The organism is Cedecea sp. FDAARGOS_727, assembly GCF_012273235.1.
GTDB lineage: Bacteria > Pseudomonadota > Gammaproteobacteria > Enterobacterales > Enterobacteriaceae > Cedecea > Cedecea davisae.
Window position 1 is genome coordinate 2,687,818 of the sequence record NZ_CP050966.1, and the last position, 26,005, is coordinate 2,713,822.

24 protein-coding genes are annotated in these 26,005 nt (G+C 55.2%); 21 read left to right on the forward strand and 3 right to left on the reverse strand.

Translation table 11 applies throughout. From position 1 onward, the window contains the following. The first annotated feature begins 44 nt into the window (after positions 1 to 44). The 5 genes from mazG (at position 45) to queE (ending at position 6,090) form a co-directional block, all read left to right on the forward strand. Positions 45 to 836 (forward strand): nucleoside triphosphate pyrophosphohydrolase, encoded by a 792-nt coding sequence (gene mazG / locus FOC35_RS12820; RefSeq protein WP_172569085.1) that lies wholly within the window; start codon positions 45 to 47, stop codon positions 834 to 836. A gap of 225 nt (positions 837 to 1,061) precedes the next feature. Continuing rightward, on the forward strand, positions 1,062 to 2,699 hold the full coding sequence (gene pyrG / locus FOC35_RS12825) for a glutamine hydrolyzing CTP synthase (protein ID WP_016538008.1): 1,638 nt from the start codon (positions 1,062 to 1,064) through the stop codon (positions 2,697 to 2,699). Positions 2,700 to 2,785: 86 nt separating this feature from the next. After that, the gene (gene eno, locus FOC35_RS12830; RefSeq protein ID WP_016538007.1) at positions 2,786 to 4,090 is read left to right on the forward strand and encodes a phosphopyruvate hydratase; all 1,305 of its coding nucleotides are present in this window, start codon (positions 2,786 to 2,788) and stop codon (positions 4,088 to 4,090) included. Between the two features lie 170 nt (positions 4,091 to 4,260). Next, entirely contained in the window at positions 4,261 to 5,295 is a 1,035-nt protein-coding gene (adhP, locus tag FOC35_RS12835) for an alcohol dehydrogenase AdhP (protein WP_172569086.1), read from the forward strand. A 123-nt stretch (positions 5,296 to 5,418) separates the two neighbouring features. After that, entirely contained in the window at positions 5,419 to 6,090 is a 672-nt protein-coding gene (gene queE / locus FOC35_RS12840) for a 7-carboxy-7-deazaguanine synthase QueE (protein ID WP_039898739.1), read from the forward strand. 29 nt (positions 6,091 to 6,119) lie between these two features. On the opposite strand, the gene queD is transcribed toward queE, so the two are convergent. Continuing rightward, positions 6,120 to 6,482, reverse strand: coding sequence for a 6-carboxytetrahydropterin synthase QueD (queD, locus tag FOC35_RS12845; RefSeq protein ID WP_016538004.1), 363 nt, complete (start codon positions 6,480 to 6,482; stop codon positions 6,120 to 6,122). A 302-nt stretch (positions 6,483 to 6,784) separates the two neighbouring features. On the opposite strand from queD, the gene cysJ reads away from it, so the two are divergent. From cysJ to cysH, 3 genes are all read left to right on the forward strand, one after another. After that, on the forward strand, positions 6,785 to 8,602 hold the full coding sequence (gene cysJ / locus FOC35_RS12850; RefSeq protein WP_172569087.1) for an NADPH-dependent assimilatory sulfite reductase flavoprotein subunit: 1,818 nt from the start codon (positions 6,785 to 6,787) through the stop codon (positions 8,600 to 8,602). Then, a complete protein-coding gene (cysI, locus tag FOC35_RS12855) occupies positions 8,602 to 10,314 on the forward strand; it encodes an assimilatory sulfite reductase (NADPH) hemoprotein subunit (RefSeq protein ID WP_016538002.1) in 1,713 nt (570 codons plus the stop codon). Before cysJ ends, cysI begins: the two co-directional genes overlap by 1 nt. Before the next feature lie 153 nt (positions 10,315 to 10,467). Beyond that, positions 10,468 to 11,199: a phosphoadenosine phosphosulfate reductase gene (gene cysH, locus FOC35_RS12860; RefSeq protein ID WP_016538001.1), complete on the forward strand. Its 732-nt coding sequence runs from the start codon at positions 10,468 to 10,470 to the stop codon at positions 11,197 to 11,199. A 35-nt stretch (positions 11,200 to 11,234) separates the two neighbouring features. On the opposite strand, the gene FOC35_RS12865 is transcribed toward cysH, so the two are convergent. Next, entirely contained in the window at positions 11,235 to 12,275 is a 1,041-nt protein-coding gene (locus tag FOC35_RS12865) for an aminopeptidase (protein ID WP_172569088.1), read from the reverse strand. A 280-nt stretch (positions 12,276 to 12,555) separates the two neighbouring features. Between FOC35_RS12865 and cysD the strand changes: the two genes are divergently transcribed. From cysD to rpoS, 12 genes are all read left to right on the forward strand, one after another. Then, complete coding sequence (cysD, locus tag FOC35_RS12870) at positions 12,556 to 13,464, forward strand: sulfate adenylyltransferase subunit CysD (RefSeq protein ID WP_016537999.1); 909 nt, start codon at positions 12,556 to 12,558, stop codon at positions 13,462 to 13,464. Between the two features lie 11 nt (positions 13,465 to 13,475). Further along, a complete protein-coding gene (gene cysN / locus FOC35_RS12875; protein ID WP_172569089.1) occupies positions 13,476 to 14,903 on the forward strand; it encodes a sulfate adenylyltransferase subunit CysN in 1,428 nt (475 codons plus the stop codon). Further along, complete coding sequence (gene cysC, locus FOC35_RS12880) at positions 14,903 to 15,508, forward strand: adenylyl-sulfate kinase (protein ID WP_172569090.1); 606 nt, start codon at positions 14,903 to 14,905, stop codon at positions 15,506 to 15,508. The genes cysN and cysC overlap by 1 nt, the downstream gene beginning before the upstream one ends. A gap of 50 nt (positions 15,509 to 15,558) precedes the next feature. Then, positions 15,559 to 15,882 (forward strand): DUF3561 family protein, encoded by a 324-nt coding sequence (locus tag FOC35_RS12885; RefSeq protein ID WP_039899424.1) that lies wholly within the window; start codon positions 15,559 to 15,561, stop codon positions 15,880 to 15,882. A 185-nt stretch (positions 15,883 to 16,067) separates the two neighbouring features. Then, entirely contained in the window at positions 16,068 to 16,394 is a 327-nt protein-coding gene (ftsB, locus tag FOC35_RS12890; protein ID WP_016537994.1) for a cell division protein FtsB, read from the forward strand. Positions 16,395 to 16,413: 19 nt separating this feature from the next. Then, on the forward strand, positions 16,414 to 17,124 hold the full coding sequence (gene ispD / locus FOC35_RS12895; protein ID WP_016537993.1) for a 2-C-methyl-D-erythritol 4-phosphate cytidylyltransferase: 711 nt from the start codon (positions 16,414 to 16,416) through the stop codon (positions 17,122 to 17,124). Beyond that, positions 17,124 to 17,603, forward strand: coding sequence for a 2-C-methyl-D-erythritol 2,4-cyclodiphosphate synthase (gene ispF, locus FOC35_RS12900; protein WP_016537992.1), 480 nt, complete (start codon positions 17,124 to 17,126; stop codon positions 17,601 to 17,603). Before ispD ends, ispF begins: the two co-directional genes overlap by 1 nt. Further along, a complete protein-coding gene (truD, locus tag FOC35_RS12905) occupies positions 17,603 to 18,649 on the forward strand; it encodes a tRNA pseudouridine(13) synthase TruD (protein ID WP_172569091.1) in 1,047 nt (348 codons plus the stop codon). The genes ispF and truD overlap by 1 nt, the downstream gene beginning before the upstream one ends. Beyond that, positions 18,630 to 19,391: a 5'/3'-nucleotidase SurE gene (surE, locus tag FOC35_RS12910; protein ID WP_172569092.1), complete on the forward strand. Its 762-nt coding sequence runs from the start codon at positions 18,630 to 18,632 to the stop codon at positions 19,389 to 19,391. The genes truD and surE overlap by 20 nt, the downstream gene beginning before the upstream one ends. Continuing rightward, positions 19,385 to 20,011, forward strand: a complete 627-nt coding sequence (locus FOC35_RS12915) for a protein-L-isoaspartate(D-aspartate) O-methyltransferase (protein ID WP_172569093.1) — start codon at positions 19,385 to 19,387, stop codon at positions 20,009 to 20,011. Before surE ends, FOC35_RS12915 begins: the two co-directional genes overlap by 7 nt. 130 nt (positions 20,012 to 20,141) lie before the next feature. After that, the gene (gene nlpD / locus FOC35_RS12920; protein ID WP_172569094.1) at positions 20,142 to 21,287 is read left to right on the forward strand and encodes a murein hydrolase activator NlpD; all 1,146 of its coding nucleotides are present in this window, start codon (positions 20,142 to 20,144) and stop codon (positions 21,285 to 21,287) included. A gap of 57 nt (positions 21,288 to 21,344) precedes the next feature. Then, positions 21,345 to 22,337 (forward strand): RNA polymerase sigma factor RpoS, encoded by a 993-nt coding sequence (gene rpoS / locus FOC35_RS12925; RefSeq protein WP_172569095.1) that lies wholly within the window; start codon positions 21,345 to 21,347, stop codon positions 22,335 to 22,337. Positions 22,338 to 22,429: 92 nt separating this feature from the next. Here the strand turns inward: rpoS and mutS are convergent, their stop codons facing one another. Further along, on the reverse strand, positions 22,430 to 24,991 hold the full coding sequence (mutS, locus tag FOC35_RS12930; protein WP_016537986.1) for a DNA mismatch repair protein MutS: 2,562 nt from the start codon (positions 24,989 to 24,991) through the stop codon (positions 22,430 to 22,432). A gap of 271 nt (positions 24,992 to 25,262) precedes the next feature. Here mutS and FOC35_RS12935 point away from each other — a divergent pair, with 271 nt between their 5' ends. Next, entirely contained in the window at positions 25,263 to 25,979 is a 717-nt protein-coding gene (locus tag FOC35_RS12935; RefSeq protein ID WP_254065286.1) for a Type III secretion system effector HopBA1, read from the forward strand. Positions 25,980 to 26,005: the final 26 nt, after the last annotated feature.

Consider the following 26,005-nt stretch of genomic DNA (forward strand, 5'->3'; position numbering starts at 1 on the left):
TTTAGGGAGGGGTCTGGGTGAGGGTAAAAAAACAAGGAATGATAATGACTCAAATCGACCGCCTGCTCGGCATCATGCAGCGCCTGCGCGATCCTGAAAACGGCTGCCCGTGGGATCGCGAGCAGACATTCGCCACCATTGCCCCCCACACCCTCGAAGAAACCTATGAAGTGCTCGACGCTATCAACCGCGAAGATTTTGACGATCTGCGCGGCGAGCTTGGCGATCTGCTGTTCCAGGTGGTGTTTTACGCCCGGATGGCCGAGGAAGAAGATCGTTTTAACTTCGAGGATATCTGCCGGGCAATCAGCGATAAGCTTGAGCGCCGTCATCCGCATATCTTCGCCGACGGCGACGCCGCGACCAGCAGCGAAGTCCTGGCGAAGTGGGAACAGATCAAAATTGAAGAGCGTGCGCAGAAGGCTCAGCACTCGGCGCTGGACGATATTCCCGAAGCGCTCCCGGCGCTGATGCGTGCGCAAAAAATCCAGAAACGCTGCTCCAATGTCGGTTTTGACTGGACCACGCTGGGCCCGGTGCTGGATAAAGTTCACGAAGAGATCGACGAAGTCATGTTTGAAGCAAAACAGGCCGTCGTGGATGAAGCCAAACTGGAAGAAGAAGTTGGCGATTTACTGTTCGCTACCGTCAATCTGGCCCGCCATTTAGGCACCAAAGCGGAAGTCGCCTTGCAAAAAGCTAACCGGAAATTTGAAGCACGTTTTCGGAAAGTGGAGGCGATTGTTGCCGCCCGGGGCCTGACAATGGAGCAGGCGGGACTGGAAGTTATGGAAAATGCGTGGCAAGAAGTGAAACGCCAGGAAACTGATATCTAAAGCGTTTTTGCTAACAAACGCACTTTCTGGCGCTTTCTATTTAACAAGCGCTTGATTTACGTCAAAAACATTTATTGCAGTCAGGCTATTTTCTTAGCCTGACTGTGGTGCCGGATTGAAATCCGCGGAACAGAATGAATGTTTGTGGCGCCCATGCTGTTCGGGTATACTACTTTCCCGTCCTGGTTATTCCATCGTCTTTAAACCTAACTTCTCAGGTTCAGCATGACAACGAACTATATTTTTGTGACCGGCGGGGTCGTATCCTCTCTGGGTAAAGGCATTGCCGCAGCCTCCCTCGCAGCTATTCTTGAAGCCCGTGGCCTCAACGTATCCATCATGAAACTCGATCCGTACATCAACGTCGATCCGGGTACAATGAGCCCTATCCAGCATGGGGAAGTGTTCGTTACAGAAGACGGCGCTGAAACCGACCTCGATTTGGGTCACTACGAGCGTTTTATCCGTAACAAGATGAGCCGCCGTAACAACTTCACCACCGGCCGTATCTACTCTGACGTACTGCGTAAAGAGCGCCGTGGTGACTATCTTGGCGCGACCGTGCAGGTTATCCCGCACATCACCAACGCCATTAAAGAACGTATTCTGGAAGGTGGCGAAGGTCACGACGTGGTGCTGGTAGAAATCGGCGGCACCGTCGGCGACATCGAATCCCTGCCGTTCCTTGAAGCGATTCGCCAGATGGCGGTAGAAGTGGGCCGCGAGCACACCCTCTACATGCATCTGACGCTGGTGCCTTACATGGCCGCAGCCGGTGAAGTGAAAACTAAGCCGACCCAGCACTCCGTTAAAGAACTGCTCTCCATTGGTATCCAGCCAGACGTGCTTATCTGCCGTTCAGACCGTGTCGTACCGGCTAACGAACGCGCCAAGATTGCATTGTTCTGTAACGTCCCGGAGAAAGCGGTAATCTCTCTGAAAGACGTCGATTCTATCTATAAAATTCCAGGCCTGTTGAAATCACAGGGGCTGGACGATTATATTTGTAAACGATTCAGCTTGAACGCGCCTGAAGCCAATCTGGCTGAATGGGAACAGGTTATCTACGAAGAAGCTAACCCAACGGGCGAAATCACCATCGGTATGGTCGGCAAGTATATTGAACTGCCGGATGCCTATAAGTCGGTGATTGAAGCGCTGAAGCACGGCGGGCTGAAAAATCGTCTGACCGTGAACATCAAGCTGATTGATTCGCAGGATGTTGAAACCCGCGGCGTAGAGCTGCTGAAAGGCCTGGATGCTATCCTTATCCCTGGCGGTTTCGGCTATCGCGGCGTTGAGGGCAAAATCGCCACCGCGCGTTATGCCCGTGAAAACAACATCCCTTATCTGGGCATTTGCCTGGGTATGCAGGTCGCGCTTATCGAGTTCGCTCGTAACGTGGCGGGTATGGCTAACGCCAACTCTACCGAATTTGTGCCAGACTGTAAGTACCCTGTGGTTGCGCTGATAACCGAGTGGCGCGATGAAGAAGGCAACGTAGAAGTTCGCAGCGAGAAGAGCGATTTAGGCGGCACCATGCGCCTGGGTGGCCAGCCTTGCCAACTGAGCGACGACAGCCTGGTTCGTCAGATGTACGGTGAGTCGACTATCGTTGAACGCCATCGCCATCGCTATGAAGTCAACAACATGTTGTTGAAACCGATTGAAGCAGCTGGTTTACGTGTTGCAGGTCGTTCCGGTGATGACCAACTGGTGGAAATCATTGAGGTGCCAAATCATCCGTGGTTTGTTGCCTGCCAGTTCCACCCGGAATTCACTTCGACTCCGCGTGACGGGCACCCACTGTTTGCAGGCTTCGTGAAAGCCGCCGGTGAGTACCAGAAACGCCAGGCGAAGTAAGCAGAGTTAGAACGGCAACGCGCGATATCATCGCGCGTTGTTTGTCTGGAGTTTTAGTTTAACGTTGTGACTTGAGGAAAACCTATATGTCCAAAATTGTGAAAGTGATCGGTCGTGAAATCATCGACTCCCGCGGTAACCCGACTGTTGAAGCCGAAGTTCACCTGGAAGGCGGTTTCGTAGGTCTGGCTGCTGCTCCATCAGGTGCTTCTACCGGTTCCCGCGAAGCTCTGGAACTGCGCGATGGCGACAAATCTCGTTTCATGGGTAAAGGCGTACTGAAAGCTGTTGCTGCTGTTAACGGCCCGATCGCTGAAGCCGTGCTTGGCAAAGATGCTAAAGACCAGGCTAACATCGATAAGATCATGATCGACCTCGATGGTACCGAGAACAAATCCAAGTTTGGCGCTAACGCCATCCTGGCTGTTTCTCTGGCTGCTGCTAAAGCTGCTGCTGCCTCTAAAGGCCTGCCGCTGTATGCACACATCGCTGAACTGAACGGCACTCCGGGCAAATACTCTATGCCTCTGCCTATGATGAACATCATCAACGGCGGCGAACACGCTGACAACAACGTTGATATCCAGGAGTTCATGATCCAGCCTGTTGGCGCGAAAACCCTGAAAGAAGCGGTACGCATCGGTTCTGAAGTTTTCCATAACCTGGCTAAAGTTCTGAAATCCAAAGGCATGAACACTGCTGTTGGTGACGAAGGCGGCTACGCGCCTAACCTGGGTTCTAACGCAGAAGCGCTGGCTGTAATCGCTGAAGCAGTTAAAGCAGCAGGCTACGAGCTGGGTAAAGACGTTACTCTGGCTATGGACTGTGCGGCTTCTGAATTCTACAAAGACGGTAAATACGTTCTGGCCGGCGAAGGCAACAAAGCGTTTACCTCTGAAGAGTTCACTCACTTCCTGGAAAACCTGACCAAAGATTACCCAATCGTTTCTATCGAAGACGGTCTGGACGAATCTGACTGGGCTGGTTTCGCATACCAGACCAAAGTACTGGGCGACAAAATCCAGCTGGTTGGTGACGATCTGTTCGTAACCAACACCAAGATCCTGAAAGAAGGTATCGAAAAAGGTATCGTTAACTCCATCCTGATCAAATTCAACCAGATCGGTTCCCTGACCGAAACTCTGGCTGCAATTAAAATGGCGAAAGATGCTGGCTACACCGCAGTTATCTCTCACCGTTCAGGCGAAACCGAAGACGCTACCATTGCCGACCTGGCTGTTGGTACCGCTGCAGGCCAGATCAAAACCGGTTCTATGAGCCGTTCTGACCGTGTTGCTAAATACAACCAGCTGATTCGTATCGAAGAAGCTCTGGCAGCACAAGGTACTCCAGCACCGTTCAACGGTCTGAAAGAAGTTAAAGGTCAGTAATTTCTTACTGCCTCTTTAGGTTCTGATAAAAACCCGCTTCGGCGGGTTTTTTTTTCGCTTGAATGTTAAAACCTTTCACATCAAATGCTTAATTAATTCTTATCGGTTACGCCCGCTTGCAGACCAGGCCAGGCTAAGTGGGTCATTAACTACAGGTCAGGAGACCGCCCATGAAAGCTGCCGTTGTAAGCAAGGATCATTCCGTAGAGATTATCGACAAGCCAATGCGAGCCCTGGCGCACGGTGAAGCGTTGCTAACGATGGAATGCTGTGGCGTTTGCCACACCGATTTACATGTTAAGAATGGTGATTTTGGCGATGTAACCGGGACAACCCTGGGACATGAAGGGATTGGTATCGTTAAGGCCATCGGGCCTGGCGTTGCTTCGCTGAAGGTCGGCGACCGCGCAAGCGTGGCCTGGTTCTTCCGGGGTTGCGGGCACTGCGAATATTGTAACTCTGGTAATGAAACCCTGTGCCGCAGCGTAACCAACGCCGGTTACACCGTCGATGGCGGCATGGCGGAAGAGTGCATTGTGGTTGCCGACTATGCGGTAAAAGTACCGGACGGCTTAGCTTCAGCGGAAGCCAGCAGCATCACCTGCGCCGGAGTGACCACTTATAAAGCGGTGAAAGTTTCCCATATCAAACCGGGCCAGTGGATTGCGATTTACGGCCTTGGCGGTTTGGGTAACCTTGCGCTGCAATACGCTAAAAACGTGTTCAACGCCAAAGTCATTGCTATTGACGTCAACGACGCTCAGCTTGAATTCGCCAAAGAGAGCGGGGCGGATCTGGTGATTAACTCGCGTAATGAAGACGCGGCAAAAATTATTCAGGAGAAAACCGGCGGTGCGCACGCTGCCGTGGTTACTGCGGTTGCTAAAGCGGCGTTCAACTCTGCTGTGGATGCGGTTCGCGCGGGTGCACGTATTGTTGCCGTTGGCCTGCCGCCTGAGTCCATGAGCCTGAACATCCCTCGCCTGGTGCTGGACGGCATTGAAGTAGTGGGTTCTCTGGTCGGCACTCGTCAGGACCTCACCGAAGCCTTCCAGTTTGCGGCTGAGGGGAAAGTGACGCCGAAGGTAACGCTGCGCCCGTTAGAAGACATCAATACAATCTTCCATGAGATGGAGAGCGGAAAAATCAAAGGCCGTATGGTGATTGATTTTAAACGTAAAAAATCAGGCAGATGGCCGGGGTGAACCCGGCCTTCTGTTAGATATTTGATTCCCTTCTGTACCTGCTGCGCCCCGCAGCCGCATTAGGCATGATCTCAATCGCCAGTTCTGCGATAATTACTTTTTGTGACTATGACTGAGATAATTATGCAGTACCCGATTAACGAGATGTTCCAGACCCTGCAAGGGGAAGGCTATTTTACCGGCGTGCCGGCCATTTTTATTCGCCTGCAAGGTTGCCCGGTAGGCTGCGCCTGGTGCGACACCAAACACACCTGGGATAAGCTCGCGGATCGTGAAGTTTCGCTGTTCAGCATCCTGGCAAAAACCAAAGAAAGCGATAAATGGGGCGCGGGTAGCGCCGAAGATCTGCTGGCCGTTATTGGCCGCCAGGGCTACACCGCACGCCACGTCGTGATAACCGGCGGGGAGCCTTGCATTCACGACCTGACCCCGCTAACGGAGCTGCTGGAGAAAAACGGTTTTAGCTGCCAGATAGAAACCAGCGGTACGCATGAAGTGCGCTGTAGCGCCAATACCTGGGTGACGGTTTCCCCGAAGGTGAACATGCGCGGCGGCTACGACATCCTGTCTCAGGCGCTGGAACGCGCGGATGAAATCAAACATCCGGTGGGCCGCATGCGTGATATTGAAGCGCTGGATGACCTGCTGGCGACGCTGACGGATGAAAAGAGCCGGATTATCGCGCTTCAGCCGATAAGCCAGAAAGAAGATGCTACGCGCCTGTGCATCGAAACCTGTATTGCCCGCAACTGGCGGCTGTCGATGCAGACGCACAAATACCTGAATATCGCATAGTAAAAAGGCACCGTCTGGTGCCTTTCTTTTTACCCGCGGTAGACGCAGCCAGCGGTGCAGGTTTCTTTAATCATCACCGCGCTGAGCAGCGGCATAACGGGCTTCATCTGATCCCAAATCCATTTTGCCAGCACTTCGCTGGTTGGATTTTCCAGCCCCGGAATATCGTTCAGATAATAGTGATCGAGGCGATCGTAAGTTGGCTTAAATGCCGCTTTCAACTCGGAGAAGTCGATTATCCAGCCGGTATGCGGATCCACCTCGCCGGTAATTTCCAGGCGCACCATAAAGGAGTGGCCGTGCAGGCGACCGCATTTGTGGCCTTCCGGTACATTGGGCAGGTGGTGAGCGGCTTCGAAGGTAAAATCTTTAAACAGGGTGGTGGACATCATTCAACTCTCTGGAATTCGAAAAACCGCAGCATGATAGCGGAATAGGTTATTTTTCGCATTAACTAAACCCGACTCCGGGCGGCTACGCTGTGTAACCAACGGTTAACTGATGAAAACCCCTTTGTCATCAGTTAGTTAATTAATCGCTTTTAACACTATGATTTACCTGAAAAAACGATTAGTCGTTTTAGTTATTTATTATTTCCATCCCTTCTTTAATTGTTGATAACCTGCTGGTTAACCTTGACTCATTACAGTCTGTAAGCCCTTTTTTTGCCTTTGCTACTGGAAGCTAAATACGCATGACAACTCAGGCCCCACCGAGCGCTTTACTGCCGCTCACTCCGGACCAGCTGGCGCGCCTTCAGGCGGCGACCACTGATTTTTCAACCACCCAACTGGCCTGGTTGTCCGGCTATTTCTGGGGAATGATTAACCAGCAGCCGGGTGCGGTTGCGGGCGTAGCGGCCCCGGCCCCGGCCCCGGCGGCTGAGGCTCCTACCATCACGCTGATTTCCGCCTCGCAGACGGGCAACGCGCGCCGCGTGAGCGAGCAGCTGCGTGATGATTTACTGGCGGCCAAACTGAACGTCAATCTGGTTAATGCTGGCGACTATAAATTCAAACAAATTGCCCAGGAAAAACTGCTGATTGTCGTGAGCTCAACTCAGGGCGAAGGGGAGCCGCCGGAAGAAGCCGTTGCCCTGCACAAATTCCTGTTCTCGAAAAAAGCGCCAAAACTCGACGGCACCGCGTTTGCGGTCTTTGGCCTCGGCGACAGCTCTTACGAATTCTTCTGCCAGTCAGGTAAAGACTTCGACAGCAAGCTTGCCGAGCTGGGCGGGGAACGCCTGCTTGAGAGAGTTGATACCGACGTGGAATATCAGCCTGCCGCGCAGGAATGGCGTGGCAAAATCGTTGAGCTATTGAAGTCCCGCGTTCCGGCCGAAACGCCTGCGCAGGCTGCGGCCACGGCGAGCGGAGCAAGCAATGAAATTTTCACCAGCCCCTACAGCAAAGAATCGCCGCTAACCGCCACGCTTGCAGTTAACCAGAAAATTACCGGCCGCGATTCCGATAAAGACGTGCGCCATGTCGAAATCGATCTTGGCGATTCCGGCTTGCGCTACCAGCCCGGCGATGCGCTTGGCGTCTGGTATCAAAACGATCCGGCGTTAGTCAAAGAGTTGACCGAATTGCTGTGGCTGAAGGGCGATGAAAGCGTCACCGTTGGCGGTAAAACGCTGCCGCTGAGCGAAGCCCTGCAATGGCACTTCGAGCTGACGGTAAACACCGCCAATATTGTGGAGAACTACGCTCAGTTGACCCGCAACCCCGCGCTGCTGGAGCTGGTGGGTGATAAAGCGAAATTACAGCACTATGCTCAAACTACGCCGATTGTGGATATGGCGCGTTATGCGCCAGCCGAACTGACGGCTGAGCAGCTTATCGGCCTGCTGCGCCCGCTGACTCCACGCCTCTATTCTATCGCTTCTTCTCAGGCGGAAGCGGAGAACGAAGTACACATTACCGTCGGCGCGGTACGTTATGAAATTGAAGGGCGCGCCCGCAGCGGCGGGGCTTCTGGCTTCCTGGCCGATCGTCTGGAAGAAGACGGCGAAGTGCGTGTGTTCATCGAGCACAACGACAATTTCCGCCTGCCCGCAAGCCCGGAAACGCCGGTCATCATGATTGGGCCCGGTACCGGCATCGCGCCGTTCCGCGCTTTTATTCAGCAGCGCGACAGCGAAGGCGCCAGCGGCAAGAACTGGCTGTTCTTCGGCAACCCGCACTTTACCGAAGATTTTCTCTACCAGGTGGAGTGGCAGCGCTACGTTAAAGACGGCCTGCTGACCAACATAGACCTGGCCTGGTCCCGTGACCATCAGCATAAAATATACGTACAAGACAAACTGCGCGAGAAAGGCGCGGAACTGTGGAGCTGGATTCAGGAAGGCGCCCACATTTATGTCTGCGGCGACGCCAATCGCATGGCGAAGGACGTTGAGCAGGCTTTACTGGAAGTGGTTTCCGTCCACGGTGGCATGGACACCGAAGCGGCGGATGAGTTTTTAAGTGAGCTGCGCGTTGAGCGCCGTTATCAGCGAGATGTCTACTAATGAGCGAAAAACACCCTGGCCCTCTGGTGGTCGAAGGAAAACTGGTTGACGCCGAACGGCTGAAACGCGATAGCGATTTCCTGCGCGGCACAATTAAAGAAGACCTGCAGGACGGCCTGACCGGCGGTTTTAACGGCGATAACTTCCTGCTGATCCGCTTTCACGGCATGTACCAGCAGGATGACCGCGACATTCGCGCCGAGCGTGCGGAACAAAAGCTGGAGCCGCGCCACGCGATGATGCTGCGCTGCCGTCTGCCGGGGGGGATTATCACCACTCAGCAGTGGCAGGCTATTGATAAGTTTGCCGAAGATAAAACTATCTACGGCAGCATTCGCCTGACCAACCGCCAGACTTTCCAGTTCCACGGCATTCTGAAAAAGAACGTGAAACCGGCGCATGAAATGCTGCATGAAGTCGGGCTGGACGCCCTGGCAACCGCCAACGACGTAAACCGTAACGTGCTTTGTACTTCTAATCCGGTGGAGTCCGAACTGCATCAGGAAGCTTACGAATGGGCGAAGAAACTCTCCGAGCACCTTCTGCCGCGCACTCGCGCCTATGCGGAAATCTGGTGGGATAAAGAAAAAGTCGCCACCACCGACGAAGAGCCGATCCTGGGGGCAACTTATCTGCCGCGTAAGTTCAAAACGACGGTGGTTATCCCGCCGCAGAATGACGTGGATCTGCACGCCAACGACATGAACTTTATCGCCATTGCTGAAAACGGCAAGCTGGTAGGGTTTAACCTGCTGGTCGGCGGCGGTCTGTCGATTGAGCACGGCAACAAAAATACCTACGCCCGCACCGCGAGCGAGTTTGGCTATATTCCGCTGGAGCACACGCTGGCGGTAGCAGAAGCCGTGGTAACAACCCAGCGAGACTGGGGAAACCGTACCGACCGTAAAAATGCCAAGACCAAATACACCCTTGAGCGCGTTGGCGTGGATGTGTTTAAGGCCGAGGTGGAGCGCCGGGCCGGCATCAAGTTTGAACCGACCCGAGCCTACGAATTTACCGGCCGCGGCGACCGTATCGGCTGGGTAAAAGGCATTGATGATAAATGGCACCTGACGCTGTTTATCGAAAATGGCCGTATTCTCGATTACCCGGATCGCCCGCTGAAAACCGGCCTGCTGAAAATAGCTCAGATCCACAAAGGCGACTTCCGCCTGACCGCGAATCAGAACCTGATCGTCGCGGGCGTGCCGGAAAGCGAAAAAGCTAAAATTGAGAAGCTGGCAACCGGGCACGGCCTGATGAATGCGGTCACGCCTCAGCGTGAAAACTCAATGGCCTGCGTGGCGTTTCCAACCTGCCCGCTGGCGATGGCTGAGGCCGAACGCTTCCTGCCGGAGTTCGTTACCAAAGTCGAGCAGGTGCTGGACAAACACAACGTACCGGATGAGCACATTGTGACGCGAGTTACCGGCTGCCCGAACGGCTGTGGCCGCGCATTGCTGGCGGAAATTGGCCTGGTGGGTAAAGCGCCAGGGCGCTATAACCTGCACGTTGGCGGCAACCGTATCGGGACGCGCATTCCGCGTATGTACCGTGAAAACATTACCGAGCCGGAGATCCTCAGTTCAATTGATGAGCTGGTAGGCCGCTGGGCGAAAGAGCGTGAGGCCGATGAAGGCTTTGGTGATTTCACCGTGCGCGCCGGGATTGTTCGCCCCGTGCTCGATCCTGCCAGAGATTTGTGGGACTAGTTTTTCCCCTCACCCTAACCCTCTCCCCAAAGGGGCGAGGGGATAATTCGGCTTCCCCTCAGTCTAAAGGGGCGAGGGAATAATTCGATTTCCCCCTTTCCCTTCCAGGGAGAGGGCCGGGGTGAGGGTCATCTATCACTAAGCGAGGCACGTATGTCCGGACTCGATTTAAAAGCGCTGAACGAACTGCCAAAGGTTGAGCGCGTAATGGCGCTCGCCGAGGTGAACGCTCAACTGGAAAAACTCAGCGCTCAGGAGCGCGTTAGCTGGGCGCTGGACAATCTGCCCGGCGAGTTCGTTCTCTCCTCGAGCTTTGGTATCCAGGCTGCGGTTTGTCTTCATCTTGTTACCCGGCAGCGCCCGGATATTCCCGTCATTCTTACCGATACCGGCTACCTGTTCCCGGAAACTTATCAGTTTATCGATGAGCTGACCGAGAAGCTGAAGCTGAATCTACAGGTGTTCCGGGCGGCAGAAAGCCCTGCGTGGCAGGAAGCGCGTTACGGCAAACTGTGGGAGCAGGGCGTGGAAGGTATTGAACGCTATAACGACATCAACAAAGTCGAGCCGATGAACCGCGCAATGGCAACCCTCGGGGCACAAACCTGGTTTGCCGGCCTGCGTCGTGAACAGTCAGGGAGCCGCGCACACCTGCCGGTGCTGGCGGTGCAGCGTGAAGTGTTTAAAATCCTGCCGATTATCGACTGGGATAACCGTACGGTGTACCAGTATCTAACCGAGCACGGGCTGAAGTACCACCCGCTCTGGGACCAGGGCTATCTGTCGGTTGGCGATACGCATACTACCCGCAAATGGGAGCCGGGCATGGCGGAAGAAGAGACTCGCTTCTTTGGCCTGAAGCGCGAGTGCGGGCTGCACGAGTAAAGCAGCCCTTTACACCAGAAGGGGCGACTAAGAAATTACTTCCCGGCCCCGGATAACTCACTCACCAGCGGCAGCAGGATACGAACGACATCGTGGCTGCGCCGCTTAATTCTCCCCGGCAGGGCTTTATCCAGATATTCCAGGTTATCAATGGTCGCGTTATGCCAGCTGGTGCCGTGCGGGAAAGCTTTGTTTTTGCTGCGCTGCTGATAACCATCTTTGGCCCCCAGCAGCCAGTTAGTCGCCTCAACGGTCAGCACCGGGATCCCTGCTTTATCAAAAACCTCTGCGTCGCCGCAGCAGCCGGTGCCTTTCGGGTATTTAACATTCATCCCCGGATTGGTGGCGGCCTGAATACCGGCCCGGTGAGCAATCGTTAAGGCTCTGTCGCGGCTCAGCTTACGCACGGCGGCGGGCGTTGACTGCCCGCTATTGAAGTAGAGTTTATCGCCGACAATCAGGCTATCGAGATTGATCACCAGCAGAGTGTTAGCCTTCTCTTCTTTACTCATGCGCTCAAGGATATTCTTCGCCCCCAGCGAGCCAATTTCTTCGCCGCTGGTTGCAATAAAGCGAATGCCGTAGTGGAGTGGCATATCCTTCATGCGTTCGGCGAGCTCGAGCATTACGCCCAGTCCGGATGCGTTATCGTCAACGCCCTGCAAAGTCAGACCGCCAAGATTGTTATCGACATCTTTGTCGTTGAGCGGCGTATAGGTGTCCAGGTGCGCCATAATAATTATCTGCTGCGGAAGCTTGCCTTCGCGCGCCGCAATTACGCTGCTGGTACTGACGTTGTGCCAGTTTTGATGCCCTGCTTTGGTGGTGTAGAGATAGCGGGTATTGAACTGGCGAATGTCGCTCTGGTAGCCCCAGGATTTAAACTGTTGCTGAATGTAGTCTGCCGCCAGCATTTCTGCGGGGCTGCCGGTCATTCGGCCGGGAAAATAGGTGGCGATGTGTCTGATTTGCTGGTCGGCGATGTCGCCGGGCTGCGCGGTCTTTGCCACGGCAGAAAAGGTAAAGCACGCGCTCAGCGCCATGGAAATCACCGAGCAGCGCAATGCGGAAAGCATATTACGTCCTTATTAATCATTCTTGGAGGCGAGTTTTTTCGCGCTATTAGTATGAAACTGTGAGCGAGGTTAAACAATTTCATTTGCTCTTAAACCCCCGAAAAAACGGCCTGTTAAGCACAATTTGTTGTGAGCTTTGCCATGGCGTTATTCCTTTGCGGAACTAGTCATTCCAATTCGTAATTTCATAACAAATAAGCGCAAGACTTATAGTCCCCTTAGATTAAAACTCAGGCGGCTGCCACGACCGGCCGCGGCGTATCTGGCTTAAGGGAAGGTTATGGACCAAAAAAGACTTACTCACTTGCGGCAACTGGAGGCTGAAAGCATCCATATTATCCGCGAGGTCGCCGCCGAATTTTCCAATCCGGTAATGATGTACTCCATCGGTAAAGACTCTTCGGTGATGCTGCATTTGGCCCGTAAAGCGTTCTATCCAGGTACGCTGCCGTTCCCGCTGCTACACGTAGACACCGGCTGGAAGTTCCGCGAAATGTACGAATTCCGCGACCGCACCGCTAAAGCCTACGGCTGTGAGCTTATCGTTCACCGCAACCCGGAAGGCGTGGCGATGGGGATTAACCCGTTTGTGCACGGCAGCGCCAAACATACCGACATCATGAAAACCGAAGGGCTGAAGCAGGCGCTCAATAAATATGGTTTTGATGCCGCATTTGGCGGCGCTCGTCGTGACGAAGAGAAGTCCCGGGCGAAAGAGCGTATTTACTCCTTCCGCGACCGCTTCCATCGCTGGGACCCGAAAAACCAGCGTCCGGAGCTATGGCACAACTACAACGGCCAGGTTAATAAGGGTGAAAGTATTCGTGTATTCCCGCTCTCTAACTGGACCGAGCTGGATATCTGGCAGTACATCTACCTGGAAAATATCGATATCGTTCCGCTTTATCTCGCCGCGCCGCGCCCGGTACTGGAGCGTGACGGCATGTTGATGATGATTGACGACGATCGCATCGATCTGCAGCCGGGAGAAGTGATTGAACAACGTATGGTGCGCTTCCGTACTCTGGGCTGCTGGCCGCTGACCGGCGCGGTTGAGTCTACCGCGCAGACGTTGCCGGAGATAATCGAAGAGATGCTGGTTTCGACGACCAGTGAACGCCAGGGACGCATGATTGACCGCGACCAGGCAGGCTCCATGGAGCTGAAAAAACGCCAGGGTTATTTCTAAGGAGCCGCCAGATGAATACCACTATTGCACAACAAATCGCTGACGAAGGCGGCGTGGAAGCATACCTGCACGCCCAGCAGCACAAAAGCCTGCTGCGTTTTCTGACCTGCGGCAGCGTTGATGACGGCAAAAGCACCCTGATTGGCCGCCTGCTGCACGACACGCGCCAGATTTATGAAGATCAGCTCTCTTCCTTGCATACCGACAGCAAGCGCCACGGGACGCAGGGCGAAAAGCTCGATCTGGCTTTGCTGGTGGACGGCCTTCAGGCCGAGCGCGAGCAGGGCATAACCATCGATGTCGCCTACCGCTATTTCTCCACTGAAAAGCGCAAATTCATCATCGCCGATACGCCGGGGCACGAGCAGTACACCCGTAATATGGCGACCGGAGCGTCCACCTGTGAGTTGGCGATCCTACTTATTGATGCCCGTAAAGGCGTATTGGATCAAACCCGTCGCCACAGTTTTATCTCGACGCTGCTGGGGATCAAACATCTGGTGGTGGCTATCAATAAAATGGATCTGGTTGCTTTCAGCGAGCAGACCTTCGAGCAGATCAAACAGGATTACCTCACCTTCGCCCAGCAGTTGCCTGCCGATCTTGATATCCGCTTTGTGCCGCTTTCGGCCCTGGAAGGGGATAACGTTGCAAGCTCGAGCAGCCAGATGCCGTGGTATACCGGCCCGACGCTGCTGCAAGTGCTGGAGACGGTAGAAATTATTCGCGGCGTGGAGCAGCAGCCGATGCGCTTCCCGGTGCAATATGTTAACCGCCCTAATCTGGACTTCCGTGGCTATGCGGGCACTTTAGCCTCCGGCACGGTCAGCGTGGGGCATCGGGTTAAAGTCCTGCCGTCAGGCGTGGAATCTGCGGTGGCGAGAATCGTTACTTTTGATGGAGATTTGCAACAAGCCAGCGCCGGAGAAGCCATTACCCTGGTGCTGAAAGATGAAATCGATATCAGCCGTGGCGACCTGGTAGTCGACGTGGCCAAACCGCTGGTTGCGGTGCAAAGCGCTAAAGTTGACGTGGTATGGATGGCGGAACAGCCGCTGGTGCCGGGCCAAAGCTTCGACATTAAAATCGCCGGGAAGAAAACCCGCGCCCGCGTCGACAATATTCACTATCAGGTTGAAATCAACTCCCTTACCCAGCGCGTGGTGGAAAGCCTGCCGCTGAACGGCATCGGACTTGTTGATCTGACCTTTGACGAGCCTCTGGTGCTCGACAAATACCAGGCTAATCCGGTGACCGGCGGGCTTATCTTCATTGACCGCCTGAGCAACGTGACCGTGGGAGCCGGTATGGTGCGTGAGCCACAGGAAGACGTTTATCAGGAGCCTTCGGCTTACAGCGCGTTTGAAATAGAACTTAACGCTCTGGTTCGCCGCCACTTCCCGCACTGGGGCGCGCGTGACCTGCTGGGAGGCAAGTAATGGCCGACCATGATGAAAACGTGGTCTGGCATGCGCACCCGGTAACCCGCGAGCAGCGTGAAGCTCTGAATCAGCACCGCGGGGCGGTGCTGTGGTTTACCGGCCTGTCCGGCTCGGGGAAATCAACCGTGGCCGGCGCGCTGGAACAGGCGCTGCATCAGCTTGGCATCAGCACTTATCTGCTCGATGGCGATAATGTGCGTCACGGGTTATGCAGCGACCTGGGTTTTAGCGATGAAGACCGCAAAGAGAATATTCGCCGGGTTGGCGAAGTCGCCGGCCTGATGGTTGACGCTGGGCTGCTGGTGCTGAGTGCGTTTATCTCTCCGCACCGCGCTGAGCGCCAAATGGTGAGGGAGCGAGTAGGGGAAGGGCGCTTTTACGAAGTCTTCGTGGATACGCCGCTGGAGATTTGTGAAACCCGCGATCCGAAGGGCCTCTACAAGAAGGCTCGAGCCGGTGAGCTAAAGAATTTTACCGGCATTGACTCGGCGTATGAGGCGCCGTTGGCGGCTGAAATTCACTTAGATGGCGAACAATTAGTAACAAATTTAGTGGCCCAAATATTAGACCTGCTGCGTCGCGACGATATCATCAATTGCTGAAGACGCCCGGAGGCATAACGCTTCCGGCCATCAGGGTTATGAAATCAGTTATGCGCAACGGCACGAATATCGTTATTTCTCAGGCTGAAACCAGCCCGACGGTCGAGGAAACAACCTGGTCACTCCCCGGGGCGTTCATCGGCTTTTTGTCGTGGCTGCTGGCGCTAGGTATTCCCTTTCTGGTGTATGGCCCCAACACGCTTTTCTTCTTCCTCTACACCTGGCCATTTTTCCTGGCGCTGATGCCGGTAGCGGTCGTCGTTGGGATAGCAGTACATTCCCTGCTGCGCGGCAAGCTGTTGTTCAGCTGCTTTGCCACGCTGCTCTGCGTGGCGCTGATGTTCGGCGTTCTGTTCATGTGGCTGATGGGATAGCCGTGCAGAACTGCGTCAAACCGTAACAGACTATTTATGGTCAACGTTAAGCTAAACTTGCTGCAATCGCGCATGCGTTCTCGTTATGTGGTAAATTCTGCCGCGGTTTGGCGGGCAGGGTTGCTTGCCGCAGTGGAGTCAAAGAAAAAGTTGTGGGATGATTGTGCCGTTTTTCAGGGGGCTGGATGGGTAAACTAACGCTGCTGTTGCTGGCCTTGCTGGTCTGGCTCCAGTATTCGCTGTGGTTCGGAAAAAACGGCGTACACGATTACACGCGCGTCAGCGAAGATGTCGCTGCGCAGCAGGCAACCAATGCCAAATTAAAATCTCGTAACGATCAGCTTTTTGCCGAAATTGACGACCTCAACGGCGGCCAGGAAGCGATTGAAGAGCGCGCTCGTAATGAACTCAGCATGACCAAGCCGGGAGAGACTTTCTACCGCCTGGTGCCTGATGCCTCCAAACGCGCGGCCAGCGGCAACAACAGCGGCGCCGGGCAAAATAATCGATAACTCAGAATAAGTGAAAGACATGGCAGACTCCTCCCCGGACGTAATTGCCGTGGTACCGGCGGCCGGTATCGGCAGCCGTATGCAAACGGAATGTCCTAAGCAGTATCTACATATCGGCGATAAAACGATTCTTGAACACGCGGTAGCCAGCCTGATGGCCCACCCGCGCGTTGGCCAGGTTATCGTCGCCATTAGCCCCAACGACACCCACTTTTCTTCCCTGCCGCTTGCGGCACATCCGCGCGTCAGGGTTGTTACCGGCGGCGGCCAGCGAGCGGACTCCGTGCTGGCCGGTTTGCAGGCCGCTGGAAATGCTGAATGGGTGCTGGTGCATGACGCCGCCCGCCCGTGCCTGCATCAGGACGATTTGGAAAATCTGCTGTCTATCACCGCCACCAGTAAAGTCGGCGGTATTCTTGCCGCCCCCGTGCGGGATACCATGAAACGTGGCGAGCCGGGCAAAGCGTTAATTGCCCACACGGTGGACAGAGAAGACCTCTGGCACGCCCTGACGCCGCAGCTTTTCCCGCTCGAACTTCTGCGCAGCTGCCTGCTGCGCGCCCTGGATGAAGGCGCAACCATAACCGATGAAGCCTCGGCGCTGGAATATTGTGGCTTCCATCCGGCACTGATTAGCGCTCGTGCTGATAATATCAAGGTGACTCGCCCTGAGGATCTTGCGCTGGCGGCTTTCTATCTTACGCGGTTAACCCAAACGGAGAATTTATAATGCGTATCGGACACGGTTTTGATGTTCATGCTTTTGGCGGCGTTGGCCCGATTATTATTGGCGGCGTTCGTGTCCCGTTTGAAAAAGGGCTGCTGGCCCATTCCGACGGCGATGTCGCTTTGCACGCATTGACCGATGCGCTCCTTGGCGCGGCCGCACTGGGGGATATCGGCAAGTTATTCCCGGACACCGACCCGGCGTTTAAAGGTGCCGATAGCCGCGAGCTGCTGCGTGAGGCGTGGCGCCGTATTCAGGCTAAGGGCTTCACCCTGGGCAACGTTGACGTCACTATTATTGCTCAGGCGCCGAAAATGGCACCGCACATCCCTCAGATGCGCGTGTTTATCGCCGAAGATCTCGGCTGTCATATGGACGATGTTAACGTCAAAGCGACCACCACCGAAAAACTTGGTTTTACCGGGCGCGGGGAAGGTATTGCCTGTGAAGCGGTGGCGCTGCTGCATAAGGCTGGCAAGTAATGGATATGCAAAACCTGACGTGGCTGCACGGTAAGCCGCAGGGCACCGGCGTGATTAAAGCCAGTCCGGAAGATTTCGTCGTTATTGAAGACCTCGGCTTCGGCCCGGACGGCGAAGGCGAGCACCTGCTGCTGCGCATCCTGAAAACCGGCTGCAATACCCGGTCCGTTGCCGATGCGCTGGCAAAGTTCCTCAAGGTTCACGCCCGTGAAGTCAGTTTTGCCGGGCAAAAAGATAAGCATGCCGTGACCGAACAGTGGTTCTGCGTGCGCCTGCCGGGCAAAGAGATGCCGGACATGAGCGCCTTTGAGCTGGAAGGCTGCAAAGTGCTGGAGTTTGCCCGCCATCGCCGCAAGCTGCGTTTAGGCGCGCTTCAGGGAAATCGCTTTACCCTGGTGCTGCGCGAGGTTAGCGATCGTAATGAAATGGAACAGCGCCTGCAGGCGATTGCTAAGCTGGGCGTCCCGAACTATTTCGGCAGCCAGCGTTTTGGCATCGGCGGTAATAACCTGCATCAGGCGAGGCGCTGGGCGGAAAGCAATGCGCCGCTGCGCGACAGAAATAAACGCAGTTTTTGGTTGTCGGCGGCCCGCAGCGCGTTGTTTAATCAGATTGTTAGCCAGCGCCTGAAAAAACCAGACTTTAATCAAGTTGTTGATGGCGATGCGCTACAATTGGCAGGACGCGGCAGCTGGTTTGTTGCGACCCCGGAAGAACTCCCGACCTTGCAACAGCGCGTGGACGACGGCGAACTGCTGGTAACCGCGCCGCTGCCGGGCGACGGCGAGTGGGGCACGAAGAATGCCGCGCTGGAATTTGAGCAGCAATGTGTGGCGGAAGAGGGCGTTTTGCTCGGCTTGTTGAACCGCGAACGCGTTGAAGCTGCACGCCGCGCCATGCTGGTGCAGGCAAAAGAATTAAGCTGGAACTGGTGGGATGATGTGACCGTTGAGCTGAACTTCTGGCTCCCGGCCGGCAGCTTCGCCACCAGCGTTGTCAGGGAACTCATGAACACATCGGGTGATTATGCGAATATTGCTGAGTAACGATGACGGAGTCTATGCGCCTGGGATCCAGACGCTGGCTAAAGCGCTGCGAGAATTTGCCGAGGTGCAGGTTGTGGCGCCGGACAGAAACCGTAGCGGCGCATCAAACTCGCTCACGCTTGAGTCATCGCTCAGGACTTTTACCCTCGCTAACGGGGATATTTCGGTTCAGATGGGCACGCCGACGGACTGTGTCTATCTGGGCGTTAACGCGCTTATGCACCCGCGCCCGGATATCGTGGTGTCGGGCATTAACGCGGGCCCCAATCTTGGGGATGACGTCATTTATTCCGGCACCGTTGCGGCGGCGATGGAAGGGCGGCATTTAGGCTTCCCCGCCCTTGCCGTGTCGCTTAACGGCCACGAACATTATGAAACGGCTGCGGCGGTTACCTGCACTATTCTGCGGGCGCTGGCGCGTGAACCCTTGCGCACTGGCCGTATTCTCAACATCAACGTGCCTGATTTACCGCTCGATCAAATCAAAGGTATCCGCGTTACCCGCTGCGGCAGCCGCCATCCGTCAGACCAGGTTATTCCTCAGGAAGATCCACGCGGTAATACGCTCTACTGGATTGGGCCGCCGGGTGAAAAACTCGATGCCGCGCCGGATACCGATTTTGCCGCGGTAGATGAAGGCTATGTTTCGGTCACGCCGCTGCACGTTGATTTAACCGCCCATAGCGCCCAGGAAGTCGTAGGCCACTGGCTGGCGAAAGCCGGAGTTGAGGCGCAATGGTAAGCAGACGCGTACAAACCCTTCTCGATCAATTACGTGCCCAGGGCATCAAGGACGAAAATGTTCTTGAGGCTATCGCACAGGTACCGCGCGAGAAATTTGTCGATGAAGCGTTTGAACACAAAGCCTGGGAAAATACCGCGTTACCGATTGGCTCTGGCCAGACTATCTCGCAGCCTTATATGGTGGCGAGGATGACCGAGCTGCTGGCGCTAGAGCCGGACTCGAAAGTGCTGGAGATTGGCACCGGCTCCGGCTACCAGACCGCGATTCTGGCGCATCTGGTTGCGCATGTCTGCTCGGTTGAGCGTATAAAGGGGCTGCAATGGCACGCCCGGCGTCGCCTGAAGCAGCTCGACTTGCACAATATTTCTACCCGTCACGGCGATGGCTGGCAGGGCTGGCAGGCGAAAGCTCCGTTTGACGCTATCATTGTGACGGCGGCACCGCCGGAAGTTCCTTCGGCCCTGCTGTCTCAGCTAAAAGACGGCGGGATTTTGGTTTTACCCGTGGGCGACGAGAATCAGCTGTTGAAGCGGATTCGCCGCCACGGGAATGAATTTTCTATCGACACTGTAGAAGCCGTTCGTTTTGTGCCCTTAGTGCGCGGCGAGCTGGCATAACCCGGAAATATCCGGTTTTTTGGGCAGGAATTCGGCGTAACGTAGCCGGACTCGGCAAAAGCAGGCGCGGTTAGGCGCTGCTTTCTATAGTGTTTTCATGAATATCTGGTTGTTATCATTTGGGGGATAAATGAGCGCGGGAAGCCCAACTTTCACTTTACGCCGGGCGGCGATGCTAACGTTCGCCGGTCTTTGGCTGGCTGGCTGTTCAGGCAATAATAACACCCAGGCACCGATCAGTTCCGTCGGCGGCAACGGCAATGCATCCGGCTCTTCGAGCGGCAGCCTGCTGGTGACTAAGCCACCAACAATGTCGGCTCCGGTTCAGGCCCCTCAGATCCAGCAGGCTCCGCAAATACAGCAGACGCCGCAAATCCAGCCCGTTCATCAGCCCCAGCGCCAGGCCGTCGTTTCTGAGCCTGTGCACACGGAAAATGGCCGCATTGTGTACAATCGTCAGTATGGGAACATTCCGAAAGGCAGCTATGCCGGCGGCAGCACCTATACCGTTAAGCGCGGCGATACGCTGTTCTATATTGCGTGGATTACGGGCAACGACTTCCGCGATCTGGCGCAGCGCAACAACGTAGCGGCACCGTACGGACTGGAAGTTGGGCAAACCCTGCAAGTTGGCAATGCATCCGGCACGCCAATTACCGGCGGTAATGCGGTCACCGCGGCCGATGCGCGCGCCCAGGGCGTGACGACGCCAGCTGCACAAAACTCAACCACGGTGGTTGCTTCTAAACCAACAATTACGTATTCTGAAGATTCAGGTGAACAGAGTGATACCAAAATGTTACCAGGCAATAAGCCAGCTGCGACAGTTGTCACAGCACCGGTAACGGCACCCGTGGTTAGCTCTACCGAACCCACCGCTAGCAGTACCTCTAACAGCTCGCCTATCTCTACCTGGCGCTGGCCGACAGAGGGCAAAATTATCGAAAACTTTGCTGCCACCGAAGGAGGCAACAAGGGCATCGATATAGCGGGCAGTAAAGGACAGGCTATCATTGCGACCGCTTCAGGGCGCGTGGTGTATGCCGGTAACGCGCTGCGCGGTTACGGTAATCTAATCATCATAAAACATAACGATGATTACCTGAGTGCCTACGCCCATAACGATACAATGCTGGTCCGGGAACAAGAAGAAGTTAAGGCGGGGCAAAAAATAGCTACCATGGGTAGCACCGGAACCAGTTCTACACGTTTGCATTTTGAAATTCGTTACAAGGGGAAATCCGTAAACCCGCTGCGTTATTTACCGCAGCGATAAACCGGCAACATACTCTACGGAGTGTATTGCCCAGGGATCACGGGTAGGAGCCACCTTATGAGTCAGAATACGCTGAAAGTTAACGAGTTAAACGAAGACGCGGAATATGATGAGAACGGAGTTGAGGCTTTTGATGAAAAAGCCCTTGTAGAAGAGGAACCCAGTGATAACGACATTGCCGAAGAGGAGCTGTTGTCACAGGGCGCTACCCAGCGTGTACTTGATGCGACTCAGCTTTATCTTGGAGAGATCGGTTACTCTCCATTATTAACAGCCGAAGAAGAAGTTTATTTTGCACGCCGCGCACTGCGCGGTGATGTTGCCTCCCGCCGCCGCATGATTGAAAGCAACCTGCGTCTGGTGGTGAAAATTGCTCGTCGTTACAGCAATCGTGGTTTGGCCTTGCTGGACCTGATTGAAGAGGGCAATCTGGGGCTTATCCGTGCGGTTGAGAAGTTCGATCCGGAACGTGGATTCCGTTTCTCAACTTATGCGACATGGTGGATTCGTCAGACCATCGAACGGGCAATCATGAACCAAACCCGTACGATCCGCCTGCCGATTCACATTGTGAAAGAGCTGAACGTTTATCTGCGTACCGCTCGCGAACTCTCACACAAGCTCGATCATGAGCCAAGTGCAGAAGAGATTGCCGAGCAGCTGGATAAACCGGTTGATGACGTTAGCCGTATGCTGCGCCTCAACGAGCGTATTACCTCGGTAGACACCCCTCTGGGCGGTGACTCTGAGAAAGCGCTGCTGGATATTCTGGCGGATGAGAAAGACAACGGTCCGGAAGACACCACGCAAGACGATGATATGAAACAGAGCATCGTGAAGTGGCTGTTTGAACTGAACGCTAAGCAGCGTGAAGTGCTGGCTCGTCGTTTCGGTCTGCTGGGTTATGAAGCTGCAACACTGGAAGATGTGGGTCGTGAAATTGGCCTGACTCGTGAACGTGTTCGTCAGATTCAGGTTGAAGGCCTGCGCCGTCTGCGTGAGATCCTGCAGACTCAGGGGCTGAACCTCGAAGCGCTGTTCCGCGAATAATCGACAGTTCAAATAAAAAGCGGTGATGAAAATCACCGCTTTTTTTATGCCTGCACTTTCCCCTCTCGTTTTTGGACTGAGGGGAAAAATATCTACACCAGATTTTTCAGCCGATAAATCCACTCCAGCGCCTGGCGCGGAGAAAGCGAGTCCGGGTCCAGATTTTCCAGAGCCTCCACCGCAGGAGATGTCTCCTCCGGTACCGTCAGCAGCGACATCTGGGTGCCGTCTACCTGGCTTGCTGCGGCATTACCTGAAATACTTTCCAGTTCACGCAGCTTCTGGCGCGCACGCTTAATAACATCCTTCGGTACACCGGCCAGCGCGGCAACGGCAAGGCCGTAGCTTTTGCTTGCCGCACCGTCCTGCACGCTGTGCATAAAGGCAATAGTATCGCCATGCTCAACGGCATCAAGATGCACGTTCGCCACGCCTTCCATTTTCTCCGGCAGAGTGGTCAGTTCGAAGTAGTGCGTGGCAAACAACGTCAGCGCTTTGATGCGGTTCGCCAGGCTTTCGGCGCAGGCCCAGGCCAGCGACAGGCCGTCATAGGTCGATGTCCCGCGGCCAATCTCGTCCATCAGCACCAGGCTGTGCTCGGTGGCGTTATGCAGAATATTGGCAGTTTCGGTCATCTCGACCATAAAGGTGGAGCGGCCGGAAGCCAGGTCATCCGCCGCGCCCACACGGGTGAAGATGCGGTCAATCGGGCCGATTTCGGCCTGCTGCGCCGGAACAAAGCTGCCGATGTATGCCAGCAGGGCTATCAGGGCTGTCTGGCGCATATAGGTGCTTTTACCGCCCATATTCGGGCCAGTGATAATCAGCATTCTGCGCTGCGGAGAAAGGCTCAGCGGGTTGGCGATAAAGGGTTCGCTAAGCACCTGTTCCACCACCGGATGGCGGCCGCCAACCAGCTTGATACCCGGCTTGTCGGTCAGCGTCGGGCAGGTGTAGTTCAGGGTGTAAGCGCGCTCGGAAAGGTTCACCAGCACGTCCAGCTCCGCCAGCGCGGTTGCGCTTTTTTGCAGGGCTTCCAGGTGCGGCAGCAGCAAATCGAACAGCTGGTCGTAAAGCTGCTTCTCCAGCGCCAGCGCCTTGCCTTTAGAGGTCAGAACTTTGTCTTCATACTCTTTCAGCTCGGGGATGATATAGCGCTCGGCGTTTTTCAACGTTTGGCGGCGAACGTAGTTGATCGGCACCAGGTGGCTTTGGCCGCGGCTGACCTGAATGTAGTAGCCGTGGACGGCGTTAAACCCGACTTTCAAAGTATCGAGACCCAGACGCTCGCGTTCGCGGATCTCCAGGCGGTCGAGGTAGTCCGTCGCGCCGTCGGCTAAAGCTCGCCACTCGTCCAGCTCTTCATTGTAGCCTGGCGCGATAACGCCGCCGTCACGCACCAGGACAGGCGGAGCCTCGATAACGGCTCGCTCAAGCAGCTCGCGTAGTTCGGTGAACTCACCCATTTGCTCGCGTAGCGTCTGCACATAATCGGTGTCGACGTCGGCAAGCATTTCTCTCAGAGACGGAAGCTGCTGGAAAGCGTAGCGCATACGAGCCAGGTCACGCGGGCGCGCGGTGCGCAGGGCGAGACGAGCCAGAATACGTTCCAGATCGCCCACCTGGCGCAGCGTCGGCTGAACCTCGGCGGTACGCTCCTGGAGGGCGGCAATGGTTTGCTGGCGCTTGGTCAGTACGTCAACGTTGCGCACCGGCATATGCAGCCAGCGTTTTAGCATGCGGCTGCCCATCGGCGTTACGGTACAGTCCAGCACCGACGCCAGCGTGTTTTCGATGCCTCCGGACAGGTTCTGGGTTATCTCCAGATTGCGGCGCGTGGCGGCATCCATAATGATGCTGTCCTGCTGCCTGTCCATGGTGACGGAGCGAATGTGCGGCAGGGAAGTGCGCTGAGTATCTTTAACGTATTGCAGCAGGCAGCCGGCGGCGCAAAGCGCATGATGGGCGTTTTCGACGCCGAAACCGGTCAGGTCGCGGGTGCCGAATTGCAGGTTCATCTGCTGGCGCGCGGTTTCAATTTCGAACTCCCAGAGCGGGCGACGACGCAGACCGCGGCGGCCCTCAATCAGGCTCATCTCGGCAAAATCTTCCGCATAAAGCAGTTCCGCAGGATTGGTGCGCTGTAATTCAGCGGCCATGGTTTCGCGATCTTCCGGCTCGGTCAGGCGGAAGCGGCCGGAGCTGATGTCCAGCGTGGCATAGCCGAAGCCTTTGCTGTCCTGCCAGATGGCCGCCAGCAGGTTATCCTGGCGCTCCTGAAGCAGGGCTTCATCGCTGATGGTGCCGGGGGTGACAATACGCACTACTTTACGTTCGACCGGACCTTTGCTGGTCGCTGGGTCGCCGACTTGCTCGCAAATAGCTACCGATTCGCCGAGGTTCACCAATTTTGCCAGATAGTTTTCGACGGCATGATGCGGAACGCCCGCCATCGGGATAGGTTCTCCGGCCGATGCGCCGCGCTTGGTCAGGGAGATATCCAGCAGCTGCGACGCACGTTTGGCATCGTCATAAAACAGCTCGTAAAAGTCACCCATGCGGTAGAACAGCAGAATGTCACGATGCTCGGATTTGAGACGCAGGTACTGCTGCATCATGGGCGTGTGGGCGTCGAAGGTTTCGCTTGTGCTCATCGGGTGATGATATCCATTTCGTTGAATTTTAAGTTGTTAGTGACGGTTCTGGTTCTCATTATCTCTCACTAATACCGGGTAACCGCAGCGGGTAATGGCTCCGCAGATAGCCCATGATAACGGACTATCCGGGGCAGGAAAACAGCAGGCGACAGCATCGGTTCATGCAGCCAACGGCGTTGCGTTTAGAAACATATTTTTTGCCGCTCCCGCAGGAACTGAATTTTTGGCTCTCCACTAATCAGAAAACATCGTAATAGTGGAGATGAGTATGTTTTCTGCAGTGGGTCAGGCAAACCGCGTTCAGCCCGTAGCGGTAAGCGGGAGCGCAAGAATCCATCCCGATATCGTCATCAAGCCGCCGAAGAGCGACCCCGTTCAGGCGCTGGCAAACCTGTTTCGTGATAATAAACTTGCCTATCTTGGTGACGTACACGGCCAGCACTTCATTCCCGATTTTGTCGGGCAGGCTATCCCCGAGTTGAAAAAGGCCGGGGTGGATTTGCTTGCCGTTGAGTTTGTGAAATACAGCGAAAATGCGCTGTTCCGCGAGGCGCTCGCCGGTGGCAAAGAGGCGATTAAAAACTTCATCATGAATGCCTGGTCGAAACATGGAGAAGCCTGGGTGGAAAAAGTCGCTGGTGCGCTTTATGAGGCGCATAAGGCTGGGATTGCCGTAGCCGGTATCGATCGCCATATCCCCGGTGCGGCACCTAAAACGCCGATGGAAGCCATCAAATATATGAACAAGCGGCTGGCGCTGAATATTGCGTGGAATGCCGCTGCGGAAAAAGAAGAACTCGCGATTGGCGCCCGCAAAACGCTGGTCTGGGGCGGCGGCGGGCACTTCCACCACAGCCGCGAGCAGGGCCCAAAAGATATGCGTCCCGGCCCGGTGATTTCGTTTAACGCGGCCGACAAGGCTACCGGCTGTGCGCTGAACGATAAAGACGACAACAGCCATCTGGTGATTAATTATCAGAAATAAACAGGTGAGCCAGGCGCTGCTTTATT